This window comes from Bacteroides sp. D20 (genome assembly GCF_003436255.1).
Lineage (GTDB): Bacteria > Bacteroidota > Bacteroidia > Bacteroidales > Bacteroidaceae > Bacteroides > Bacteroides uniformis.
The window spans coordinates 93,813-105,711 of sequence record NZ_QSOO01000019.1 but is presented as its reverse complement, the minus strand read 5'-3'; the positions used below and the strand labels follow the sequence as shown (position 1 = coordinate 105,711).

Here is an 11,899-nt window from a genome sequence, read left to right as displayed (position 1 = left end):
ACCCATACTGAATCCCGTATTTTGCATTTACACAAAATATTTTATAGTGCCTCTTGTTTATAAAGTCCAATCCATCTATTTCTTTTGCGGCAACCCCTTCAGCAAGTGGTCCACCGCCGCTTTCAGCTGTGCATCTTCTCCCTTCAAAACAGCTTCCGGTTCATTATAGACCAGGATATCAGGCTGCAACGTGCGGTTCTCCAGATAGTTGCCCTGCATATCCATGCAGCCTACCTGCGGAATACCGAATACAATACTTGGATCGATCTGGCTTTCCCACCAGACAGCAGTCATGGTTCCTGCCACGGGAGCACCTACCAGCTTGCCTATTCTCAACGTCTTATATACGAAAGGAGTACCGTGGGCATTGCTGTAATTATCCTCGCAAACCAGCATACACGAAGGTTTCAGCCATCTGTCAAAAGGATCGCTGCCGATGTACTGGCCACGCGGCACAAAGCGTTCATACTCCTTGCCGCTAAGTAACGTCGCTACTTGTTCGTGCAGCCACCCGCCTCCGTTATGGCGGGTATCCACCACAACAGCCTCTTTCTTACGACTGCTTTCGCTCAACAAATCGGAGTAAATCTTACGGAAGCTCGGACTATCCATACCTTTGATGTGAATATAAGCAATGCGTCCGCCGGAATATTCATCCACCTTCTTGCGGCAGTTTTCCACCCAGCGCTTATACAACAGCTCATTCTGGGCACCGTAAGATATGGGCTTCAAGGTTTCTTCAAACCGCTTTCCGGTAACAGGATCATAGACCGAGAGAATCACCTTGCGGCCTGCCTTACCTTCGAGTAACGGGAAATAATCAGCGCCAGCCTTAATGGCAACACCATCCACTTTCTCGATAATACAGCCAGGCTTGACATCCGTCTTTTTCTTCGTCAATGGACTCTGAGCTATAATTTCTTTAATCTTCAGTCCATCGCCCGCATAAGCTTCATCATAGAACACTCCCAAAGCAGCCGTAGGAAGTGCTGCGCCCGAAGCATAATAACGCGCTCCCGTATGAGAACCGTTCAATTCACCCAGCATCTCACTCAGCATTTCCGCAAAATCGTAGTTATTGTTGATATACGGCAAGAAGCGCTTATAAGTTTCTTTGTATCCATTCCAGTCCGTACCTTGCAAGTCTGCCACATAGAACTTATCATTTACCTGCTGCCAGATGTGGTCGAAGATATATTCACGCTCACCATAAGGGCGGTAATCGAAGAAAGCCTCAAATTCAATTGGAGAAATCTTGCTGCCTTCAATCTCTATCTTCTTCATTCCGTCGCGGGCACAAAGGAAGATATTCTTCCCTTCCTTGTCAGGCTGCAAAGCGCCTGCACCTACTTTCTTCAAAAGAACTTTTGTAACATTCTCTTTCAGATTGTGTTCCCAAAGATCGTACCCATCCTCGAAAACAGAAAGATAATAGAGTTTATCCCCTTTAGCAGAAAGCATGGCATCTGCCATATGCGAGGAGTTGACGGTCAGGCGTACAATACGGTCAAAGCGGTTTGCGAGGTCGAACTTTAACGGCTCTACCTTTTTCTCCTTATCTTTGTCGGCATCCTCTTTTTTCTTCTTAGCATCCTTTTCGTCTTTCTTCCCGGCTTTTTCCTTCTCTGCCTTCTCCGCTTCCTCGAGTAAAGCGGTTTCTTCCTTGTTCATCAAAAAACGGTCGTATGCTTCAGCATCAAAGAACATGATATAAGTATCGTCTTCGGCTCCCCAACTGCCGTGGCTGCGATACCCCGCACGGTCACTGGTCCAAATCATGGCTTTTCCACCCAATACCCATTTGGCATTGCCATCGTTGTATCCGCTCTCGGTCAGGTTCACCATTTCACCCTTGCCATCGGCATTCAGCAGCACAACATCTTTGTTGTTCCATCCACCTACACCGATATAGTCCGAAAGAATCCATTTGCTGTCCGGACTCCACTGAAACCACTGGTCACCGTCCGAATAAGAGTATTGATACTTGCCATCCATAACGGTACGCACATCCTTTGTCTTCAAATTGATGACACGGATGGTGCTGCGGTTTTCGAGAAAGGCAATCTCTTTACCGTCAGGGCTGTATTGGGGTTGGAAAGAAGCGGCATCCGAGTTTGTCAAGCGTTCTTCCTTCAGCTCTGTGGCATAGGTAAACAGCTTTTCATCCTTACGCACAATCGTCGAAGTGTAAAGTTGCCAAAGCCCGCCACGTTCGGAAGCATAAACCAGTGTCCGCCCATCGGGGGCAAAGTCTACGGTACGTTCCTGACAAGGAGTATTCGTTATCTGCTTCGTAGTCTTATATTCCACTGAAGTGACGTAGACATCGCCGCGCAAAACGAAAGCCACTTCCTTACCATCCGGAGACACTGCCATTTCCGTGGCACCGCTACTCTTAATCTGGCGGATAATGTCCTTGTCGTTTCTGTCGGAAACAATGCTGATGTTCACCTTTTGCGCTTCTCCACCGGGAAGCAGGGTGTAAATCTCACCATCAAATCCATAGCACAACCTTCCGTCCGTAGCGGCACTGAGATAGCGTACCGGATTTTTGGTATAGTGCGTCAACTGCACGGCCTTCGCATCTCCGGGAGTACGTCGGTAGATATTGAAAGAGCCGTTTTCCTCACTCAGATAGTAGAATGTTTTTCCATCAGGAGCCCAAACCGGTTCACGGTCTTCTCCTCCGAAAGTGGTCAGCTGGCGGTACTGCGGTTCTTTTCCCGGAGTATACATCCAGATGTCACGGGCAATGGGCGATACGTGATGTTTACGCCAGTAGTCCTCGTAACCTTTCTTATCTTGATACAACATCGCTCCCTCCTTATTGATGGAGATGCACTCCATAGGCATGGACGAAATCATCGTCGGGCGCCCTCCCTCCACTGATACTCGATAGACCTGGTTGAACTGCCCGTTAGAGGGAAAGACAACAGCCTCGGCAGACGGCATGATGCCCGCAGAGAACAAGACATGTCCGGCATCTGTAAAAGCAAGCGGCGTTTCGCTTCCCGAGTGGGTAGTCAGCCGTCGTGGTTCGCCTCCGTCTTTGGCCACAATGTAGACGTCCAGGCTTCCCATACGATCCGAAGCAAAAGCAATCCGCTTACTGTCCGGACTCCATACCGGAGCCGTATCATATGCGGGATTGGTAGTTATCTGCATGGCACGTCCACCGGCAACCGGCACCGTATAGATGTCTCCTTTATACGTAAAAGCAATGGTGGTCCCATCGGGAGAGATGACACTATGACGCATCCACAGCGGAGCATCCTGCGCAAAAGTAAAACCAGCCAGGCAAGCGGCAGCAATACCTAATAGTAGTTTTTTCATAATGATTCTTGTTTTTGGAGAATAAAAAAACCTCACGACTTTTCCTTTCGGAAAAAGACCGTGAGGTTTGCTTATCATTTTAAGTTACCCTCAATTAGAGAGCACCTACTTCCTTCAAAGCGGCATTTGTCTTGTGAACGGCAGCAGCGCTGGCAGCAAATTTAGCTTTTTCGTCAGCAGTCAGTTCCAGTTCAACGATTTTCTCGATACCGTTCTTGCCAAGGATTACGGGAACACCGATACAGATGTCTGATTCACCGTATTCTCCTTCCAGATATACTGAACAAGGAATCATCTTCTTCTGGTTGTGGATGATAGACTCAACGACATAAGCGCCTGCCGCACCCGGAGCATACCATGCAGAAGTACCCAGCAACTTAGTCAGTGTAGCACCACCTACCATAGTAGAAGCTACCACTTCGTTCAGTTTTTCTTCGCTCAGCAGTGTGCTTACCGGCTGTCCTTTGTAAGTAGCCAGACGAGCCAACGGAATCATGGTAGTATCACCGTGACCACCGATAACCATGCCTTCCACTTCGTTGGCGTTGCAGCCCAAAGCCTGAGACAAGAAATATTTGAAACGAGAGCTGTCCAAAGCACCACCCATACCGATGATACGGTTCTTCGGCAAGCCCAGAGACTTCAATGACAGATAAGTCATGGTATCCATCGGGTTGGAGATAACCACAAGGATAGCATTCGGAGAATATTTCAAGATGTTCTGTGCAACCGACTTAACGATACCTGCATTAACACCGATCAATTCTTCACGAGTCATACCCGGCTTACGGGGAATACCGGAAGTAATCACTACAACGTCGGAGTTGGCAGTCTTCTCATAATCGTTGGTACAACCTACAACAGTGGTGTCGAAGCCCAGCAGTTGAGCAGTCTGCATCATATCCATTGCCTTACCTTCTGAAACGCCTTCTTTCACGTCCAGCATTACCACTTCGTCAGCCACTTCATTAAAGGCTAACACATTAGCGCATGTAGCACCTACGTTACCTGCACCTACTACGGTTACTTTTGACATAATTTCTAAAGTTTTTTGTTTATAAGTGTTCTTTAAAGATGACGCAAAAGTACAGCGAACTTCGTAATTAGAGAAATATTTCCGTAATAATTTTAGTTAAATACACATTTAGCCAATGATTAGTGGACGATGATTAATGATTAATGATTAATTTTGCGGACGATTAATGAATGTAGGACGAATAATCAGCCACCAACCATTAATCACTTAACCATTAATCATTATCAAAAATGGCAGTTAAGAAGAATACACTTCTCATCGTGGCAGGCAGCCTCCTTATCTTATTATTAATAGGAGTTACCATTCTGCTGATTTCCGAAAAGCAAACCAACAAGGAACTGGTGATGGAATTCAATCTGGATAAAGAAGACCTTGAAAATCAATACACAGACTTCGCCAGACAATATGACGAACTGAAGTTGACAGTCTCCAACGACTCCCTCTCCGTACTCTTGGAGCAGGAACAATTGAAGACCCAACGTTTATTGGAAGAACTCCGCACCGTGAAGAGCAGCAATGCCACCGAGATACGCCGTCTGAAGAAGGAACTGGCCTCTCTCCGCAAAGTCATGATAGGCTATATCAACCAGATTGACTCGCTAAACCGCCTGACTGCTCAACAGAAGGAAATCATAGCCGATGTCACCAAGAAGTACAACGCCGCTTCCCGGCAAATCAGCAACTTGTCCGAAGAGAAGAAGAACCTGACCAAGACCGTGACACTTGCCGCCCAACTGGACGCCACCAACATCTCTGTGCAGCCCACAAACAAACGCGGCAAGACTGCCAAGAAGGTGAAAGACATCGTGAAGTTCAAAATAAACTTCTCCATCGTGAAAAACATCACTGCAGAGACCGGCGAACGTACCCTCTACATCCGCATCACCAAACCGGACAATGACGTGCTGACCAAAAGTTCCTCGAACACCTTCCCATACGAGAACCGGGAACTGGTATATTCCATCAAGAAGTATATAGAATACAACGGAGAAGAGCAAGCCGTCACCGTATATTGGGATGTAGAAGAATACCTCTATGCAGGCACCTACCGCGTAGACATTTTTGCTGACGGTACCCTTATCGGTTCGCAATCATTCAGCTTGAATTAATACAAAAAAATCTAAATTATTTTGCAATATCATTGAAAGCCTATACATTTGCATCGTTGTTTATGCAATTATTGTTGCTGTATAAACAACAGATTCATCACCTTAATTAATGTATAGCCCAATGAAAAAGTTCTTCTGTTTCATCTGTTTGGCATACCTATCCTTCCCCATGAAGGCCCAGGAAGCATTAAGCTTGGATAGTTGCCGTGCATTGGCAATCTCCAACAACAAAGAACTGCTGATAAGCCAGGAAAAAATCAACGCTGCCCACTATCAAAGGAAAGCGGCATTTACTAATTACCTTCCCAACATTTCGGCCAGCGGCGGATATATGCGCAGTCAAAAAGAGTTGTCCATCCTCAGCGACGCTCAGAAAGGAGCCTTGTCCGGATTGGGTACAAGTCTCAGCGGACCGTTACAGCAGGCTGCCCAAGTCATCGCACAGCTTCATCCAGAACTGGCAGGCCAATTGCCGGCTTTAGGACAAAGCCTGGTAGGTGCCCTCGACGGTGCAGGCCAATCCTTGGTTGACGCCTTTCGTACAGACACCCGCAACATGTATGCGGGCGCACTGACCTTGACCCAACCCCTATATATGGGCGGCAAGATACGTGCCTACAACAAAATTACCAAATACGCCGAAGAGCTGGCCCGCCAGCAGCACAACACCGGTATGCAGGAAGTAATCCTGAGTACAGACCAGGCATATTGGCAGGTAGTGTCCCTTGCCCATAAAAAGAAGCTGGCAGAAGGTTATCTGAAACTACTGCAGAAGCTCGACAGCGACGTTGACAAAATGATTGCCGAAGGCGTTGCCACCAAAGCAGACGGACTCTCCATCAAAGTAAAAGTGAATGAGGCCGAAATGACCCTGACCAAAGTAACCGATGGCCTGAGCCTTGCCCGGATGCTGCTGTGCCAATTGTGTGGTCTCGACCTTTCCACTCCCGTCATGCTCACAGACGAACAGAAGGAAGACCTGGCTCCCACTACTCCGGAAAACGGTGCCATCGACATCAACAATGTTTATGCTACCCGTCCCGAAGTGCGTAGCCTGGAACTTGCCACGCAGATTTATAAGCAGAAAGTAAATGTCACCCGTTCGGAATATCTTCCTTCCATAGCACTAATGGGCAGCTATATGGCAACCAACCCTTCCGTCTTCAACAGTTTCGAGAAAAAGTTCAAGGGGATGTGGAATGTGGGTGTCATGGTGTCGGTACCCATCTGGCACTGGGGCGAAGGCATCTATAAAGTAAAAGCAGCCAAATCGGAAGCACGCATCGCCCAATACCAGTTGGATGACGCCAAAGAAAAGATAGAGCTGCAGGTCAACCAGTCGGCTTTCCAAGTGAACGAAGCTGCCAAGAAACTGACCATGGCCGAAAAGAACCTGGAAAAAGCCAACGAGAACCTGAGATACGCCACACTTGGCTTTGAGGAAGGCGTTATACCTGCCAGCAATGTGCTCGAAGCGCACACCGCATGGCTTTCTGCCCAATCGGAAAAGATAGACGCACAGATTGACGTAAAACTGACGGAAATCTATCTGAGAAAGGCAACGGGGGAATTGACAATTGATAATTGATAGTTTCTTCAATCGTAAATAGTAAACAGTCAAATAGTAAATAATATGTTGGATACAAAATCACAAAACAGTAACATGTTGTTGGCATTCCTCACGCTGACGGGAGTGATTGCCATCGTTGCCCTTGTAGGTTTCTTCATGTTGCGTAAAGGACCGGAAATTGTGCAAGGACAAGCAGAAGTAACGGAGTATCGAGTATCGAGCAAAGTGCCGGGACGTATTCTGGAATTTCGTGTAAAAGAGGGACAAAGCGTACAAGCCGGAGACACCCTTGCCATTTTGGAGGCTCCGGACGTGCAGGCCAAACTGGAACAAGCACGCGCCGCCGAATCGGCAGCCCAAGCCCAGAACGAAAAAGCTCTAAAAGGCGCCCGTCGGGAACAGATACAAGCTGCCTATGAAATGTGGCAAAAGGCACTGGCCGGACTGGAGATTGCCGAAAAATCCTACACGCGTGTGAAGAACCTGCACGACCAAGGCGTGATGTCTACACAAAAGCTTGACGAAGTTACCGCCCAACGCAATGCAGCCCGGGCTACGGAGAAAGCCGCCAAAGCCCAGTATGATATGGCCAAGAACGGTGCGGAACGCGAGGACAAAGCCGCTGCCGCTGCCTTGGTGGAACGTGCCAAAGGAGCTGTGGCCGAAGTTGAATCGTACATCAAGGAAACTTACCTGATTGCACAGACTGCCGGTGAGGTATCCGAGATATTCCCCAAAGTAGGCGAGCTCGTGGGCACGGGTGCTCCCATTATGAACATCGCCATTCTGGACGATATGTGGATAACCTTCAATGTACGCGAGGACTTGCTGCAAGGGTTGGGTATGAATACCGAATTCGAGGCGTTCATCCCTGCACTCGATAAGAATATCCGCCTGAAAGTGTACTATATGAAAGACCTCGGCACATATGCCGCCTGGAAAGCGACCAAGACTACCGGCCAGTTCGACCTGAAAACATTCGAAGTAAAAGCCGCTCCGCAAGAGAAGGTGGAAGGACTGCGTCCGGGAATGAGTGTTGTATTGAAGAAGTAAAGGAGTTATGAGTTATTGGAGAGGATGATGGAAAGAAATAAGAAACATACGGCTTTGTGGAATGTAGCAAGACGCGAATGCCGCCGTCTTGTTTCCCGCCCGCTCTATCTGTTCTGTATGGTGATAGCACCGTTGTTCTGCTACATATTCTTCACCACGCTGATGGACTCCGGGCTTCCTACGGACATGCCCGTAGGTGTGGTGGACCAAGACATGAGTGCCACTTCACGCCAGCTGATACGTAACTTGGACGCTTTTGAGCAGACAGCCGTCGTCGCCCGCTACCCTACCATCAACGAAGCCCGTACCGCCATGCAGCGCGGAGAGATTTACGGTTTCTTCTACATTCCCGAAGGTACCTCTGCCAAAGCGCAGGCCGGACGGCAGCCCAAACTCTCTTTCTATACAAACAATACCCTGCTCATCGCAGGTTCACTCCTCTTCAAGGACATGAAGATGATGAGCGAATTGGCATCCGGTGCCGCAGCACGTAGCACCCTATATGCCAAAGGAGCTACCGAGGAACAAGCGATGGCCTTCCTCCAACCCATCGTCATAGATACACATCCACTCAATAACCCGTGGCTGAACTACTCCGTATATCTGTGCAACACCTTTGCACCGGGCGTATTGATGCTGCTTATCTTCATGGTAACCGTCTATTCCATCGGAGTCGAGATAAAAGACCGCACCGCCCGCGAATGGCTGCGCATGGGCAACAACTCCATCTGGATTTCCCTTGCCGGCAAACTGCTGCCGCATACCGCCATCTTCTTCCTGATGGGAATATTATATAATGTATACCTCTACGGTTTCCTCCATTTTCCCTGCAACAGCGGCATCCTGCCGATGCTGCTTGCCACTCTTTGCCTGGTGCTGGCATCGCAAGGCATGGGAATATTGATGATAGGAACCCTACCTACCCTGCGTCTGGGACTCAGTTTCGCTTCCCTATGGGGCGTACTCTCTTTCTCCATGTGCGGATTGTCATTCCCTGCCATGGGCATGCACCCCGTATTGCAGGCATTGGCAAATCTGTTCCCCCTGCGCCACTATTTCCTGATTTATGTGGACCAGGCACTGAATGGATACCCCATGATTTACTCGTGGGTCAACTACGTAGCGCTGCTTATTTTCATGATGCTCCCGTTCCTTATAGCCCATAGGCTGAAAGGAGCGTTGGTTTACTATAAATACATGCCCTAATGAAAGACCTGACGTTCAGACAGAAAGTGATACAAGGCATTCATGACTTGTTCTATATATGGAAACGGGAATTCGGCACCACCTTCCGCGACCAGGGCGTGCTCATCTTCTTCGTGCTCGTTCCGTTGGTCTATCCGTTGATATACGCTTTCATCTATACCAACGAAACTATCCACGAAGTGCCCACTGTCGTGGTGGATGACTCACGCTCCTCGTTGAGCCGCGAATACCTGCGGAAAGTGGACTCCAGTCCCGAAGTGAGCCTCGTGAGCTACTGCGCTGATATGGAAGAAGCCAAACTGATGTTGAAGGACCGCAGGGCATACGGTATTATCTACATCCCCTCCACCTTCAGCGACGACATTGTACGCGGTAAGCAAACGCAGGTCAGCATCTTCTGCGACATGAGCGGACTGCTGTATTACAAAGCCTTGCTGACTGCCAACACCAACGTGTCGCTTGCCATGAACGCAGACATCAAAGTGGAGCGAAGCGCCAATACCACCGACCGCCAGGACGAGATTACCGCCTACCCGATAGAGTATGAGGATGTCGCCCTCTATAATCCAACCAACGGATTTGCCGCTTTCCTGATTCCGGCAGTATTGGTATTGATTATCCAGCAAACGCTGCTACTCGGCATCGGCTTGTCTGCCGGGACGGCACGCGAACAGAACCGCTTCCGCGACCTGGTGCCTATCAACCGCCACTACAACGGCACACTACGCATTGTGATGGGAAAAGGGCTGAGCTACTTCATGGTATATTCACTGGTATCGGTATATATACTGTGTGTGGTTCCATGGCTTTTCAGCCTCAACCAAATAGCGATACCCGGTGTCCTGACTCTGTTCACCCTGCCCTACCTGGCCGCTTGTATTTTCTTTGCCATGACAGCATCCATTGCCATCCGCAACCGCGAAACGTGCATGCTGCTGTTCGTGTTCACCTCCGTGCCGCTGCTGTTCCTCTCCGGCATTTCATGGCCGGGAGCTGCTATGCCCGCTTTCTGGAAGTACTTCTCGTACATCTTCCCTTCTACCTTCGGCATCAACGGCTACGTACGCATCAACAGCATGGGAGCCACACTCAATGAAGTCTCTTTCGAGTACCAAGCACTATGGATACAAACGGGCTTCTACTTCATCACCACGTGCCTGGTATATCGCTGGCAGATATTGCAGAGCAGGAAACATGTGATTGAAGAGTATAAGAAGCATAAGAGTATAGAAGCGTAACACATTGTTCCAAGCCTACGAAACAAAGTGTTCACATGCGTTTGAACACTTTGTTTCAGCGTATCAGAACAATTTGTTCCAATATATAAAAACAGTTTGTTCGCCATATTGAAACAGTCTGTTCCCTTATAGGAAACAGACTGTTTTGTTAAAGGAAACAAATAGTTGCCCTACAGCATCGGCAAGGCAGCAAACAGACAAACGGTTGTAATACCTAATTACGGTCGCATATGTTTCTCCAATATCGGGTAAAGTATCTCAGCATACCTCATAAAGCCCAAATCGGTAAAATGAATGCCGTCTACTGTAGCCTCCCCGTCGTGGCCGATGATGTCACGGGAAGCAAGGAAATAGATGTTTTTCTCTCCACGTTGCTTCAAAGAACGGAAAAAGGCATTCAATGTCTCATTCTTGTCCTTTACCTCCTTGGCAATCCTGGTGTCAAAAGGAGAGTGGGTAAAGAGAGGGTCTTCCACGAAAAGGACAGGCGTATCGGGATGCTTGCTGCGGATAGTGGTATAGAATTTATCGGCACGCTCTCTCATTTGCTCCACGGTAGCATTGGGCACAAAGTCGAGGACAAACATAGAAGCGTCCACACCGGCTATGACATCGGCAATCTCCAGGTCGAGCAAGGCATTGCCGCTAAATCCCAGATTGATGCACTCACGATTGAGCCAACGTTCCAGAATATTGGTATGCACCATGCCGGGACGGGAAGCGCAGCCTCCCTGCAAGATGCTGGTACCATAGAATACCACCGGCTTCTCACGTTTCGGCAAGTCTACTGCCGGCGGGGTAATGGCGGATAAAGAATCCACGCCGATGGAAAGCGAGGTAACCCCATCATATAAAGAAAGGTACAAAAGGTATTCGCGCTCCTCGGGCAACATATTGCTTACGATAGTCGCCTTATTGATTTTGCCCTGCGGACGTCCGCTACCGGCAAATATCCACTTGCCGTCTTGCAAGCAGTAGAGGTCGAGGCCTTTAATGCCGGTCGGTGTCATGTGGTTCATACTCATATTGTTCCTTACTTCCCATTTGGCAGAAATGCTTGTAGAGTTGGAACGGAAGCGCACGGCGAGTCCGGCACTGTTGCGGCCTAAGTCCCACAACGGCTTGCGGGAGATGTTCTGCAGAGAGTCCGGCAGACGCTCATAGCGGGTAAGGGTAGATTCTGTTGCTTTGCCCAGAAGGGGGAAGGCGGAAGCATCATGATAGATAGTCTGGGCATTGGCAACAGCGACCAACAACAAGCCCATCAAAAGAATTCTGGTTCTCATATGACAAGATATTAAGTGTTAAGTATCAGATGGCAAAGATACAAGGTTTCTTTGAAAAACGAAGAAAT

At 48.6% G+C, this 11,899-nt stretch carries 8 protein-coding genes; 5 read left to right on the top strand and 3 right to left on the bottom strand.

The genetic code is table 11. The features are described 5' to 3' along the window. Positions 1 to 75: 75 nt before the first annotated feature. Entirely contained in the window at positions 76 to 3,333 is a 3,258-nt protein-coding gene (locus tag DXD78_RS17600; RefSeq protein ID WP_034529484.1) for a S41 family peptidase, read from the bottom strand. Positions 3,334 to 3,427: 94 nt separating this feature from the next. Then, positions 3,428 to 4,369, bottom strand: coding sequence for a malate dehydrogenase (gene mdh, locus DXD78_RS17595; RefSeq protein ID WP_005829779.1), 942 nt, complete (start codon positions 4,367 to 4,369; stop codon positions 3,428 to 3,430). Positions 4,370 to 4,599: 230 nt separating this feature from the next. Between mdh and DXD78_RS17590 the strand changes: the two genes are divergently transcribed. The 5 genes from DXD78_RS17590 (at position 4,600) to DXD78_RS17570 (ending at position 10,545) form a co-directional block, all read left to right on the top strand. Next, complete coding sequence (locus DXD78_RS17590; protein WP_005829777.1) at positions 4,600 to 5,478, top strand: hypothetical protein; 879 nt, start codon at positions 4,600 to 4,602, stop codon at positions 5,476 to 5,478. A gap of 121 nt (positions 5,479 to 5,599) precedes the next feature. Beyond that, positions 5,600 to 7,066 (top strand): TolC family protein, encoded by a 1,467-nt coding sequence (locus DXD78_RS17585; protein WP_008664221.1) that lies wholly within the window; start codon positions 5,600 to 5,602, stop codon positions 7,064 to 7,066. Between the two features lie 45 nt (positions 7,067 to 7,111). Continuing rightward, positions 7,112 to 8,101 (top strand): HlyD family secretion protein, encoded by a 990-nt coding sequence (locus DXD78_RS17580; protein WP_005829771.1) that lies wholly within the window; start codon positions 7,112 to 7,114, stop codon positions 8,099 to 8,101. Positions 8,102 to 8,128: 27 nt separating this feature from the next. Beyond that, complete coding sequence (locus tag DXD78_RS17575) at positions 8,129 to 9,307, top strand: ABC transporter permease (RefSeq protein ID WP_009037852.1); 1,179 nt, start codon at positions 8,129 to 8,131, stop codon at positions 9,305 to 9,307. Next, complete coding sequence (locus DXD78_RS17570) at positions 9,307 to 10,545, top strand: ABC transporter permease (protein ID WP_005829766.1); 1,239 nt, start codon at positions 9,307 to 9,309, stop codon at positions 10,543 to 10,545. Before DXD78_RS17575 ends, DXD78_RS17570 begins: the two co-directional genes overlap by 1 nt. A 218-nt stretch (positions 10,546 to 10,763) precedes the next feature. Here the strand turns inward: DXD78_RS17570 and DXD78_RS17565 are convergent, their stop codons facing one another. After that, the gene (locus tag DXD78_RS17565; protein ID WP_009037851.1) at positions 10,764 to 11,831 is read right to left on the bottom strand and encodes an SGNH/GDSL hydrolase family protein; all 1,068 of its coding nucleotides are present in this window, start codon (positions 11,829 to 11,831) and stop codon (positions 10,764 to 10,766) included. Positions 11,832 to 11,899 lie beyond the last annotated feature (68 nt).

What these genes read in the sequence shown, in the direction of transcription:
- DXD78_RS17585 (WP_008664221.1), top strand. Translation starts at nt 5,600, where the DNA reads ATGAAAAAGTTCTTCTGTTTCATCTGTTTGGCATACCTATCCTTCCCC.
- DXD78_RS17575 (WP_009037852.1), top strand. Translation starts at nt 8,129, where the DNA reads ATGGAAAGAAATAAGAAACATACGGCTTTGTGGAATGTAGCAAGACGC.
- mdh (WP_005829779.1), bottom strand. Translation starts at nt 4,369, where the DNA reads ATGTCAAAAGTAACCGTAGTAGGTGCAGGTAACGTAGGTGCTACATGC.
- DXD78_RS17565 (WP_009037851.1), bottom strand. Translation starts at nt 11,831, where the DNA reads ATGAGAACCAGAATTCTTTTGATGGGCTTGTTGTTGGTCGCTGTTGCC.
- DXD78_RS17570 (WP_005829766.1), top strand. Translation starts at nt 9,307, where the DNA reads ATGAAAGACCTGACGTTCAGACAGAAAGTGATACAAGGCATTCATGAC.
- DXD78_RS17590 (WP_005829777.1), top strand. Translation starts at nt 4,600, where the DNA reads ATGGCAGTTAAGAAGAATACACTTCTCATCGTGGCAGGCAGCCTCCTT.
- DXD78_RS17580 (WP_005829771.1), top strand. Translation starts at nt 7,112, where the DNA reads ATGTTGGATACAAAATCACAAAACAGTAACATGTTGTTGGCATTCCTC.
- DXD78_RS17600 (WP_034529484.1), bottom strand. Translation starts at nt 3,333, where the DNA reads ATGAAAAAACTACTATTAGGTATTGCTGCCGCTTGCCTGGCTGGTTTT.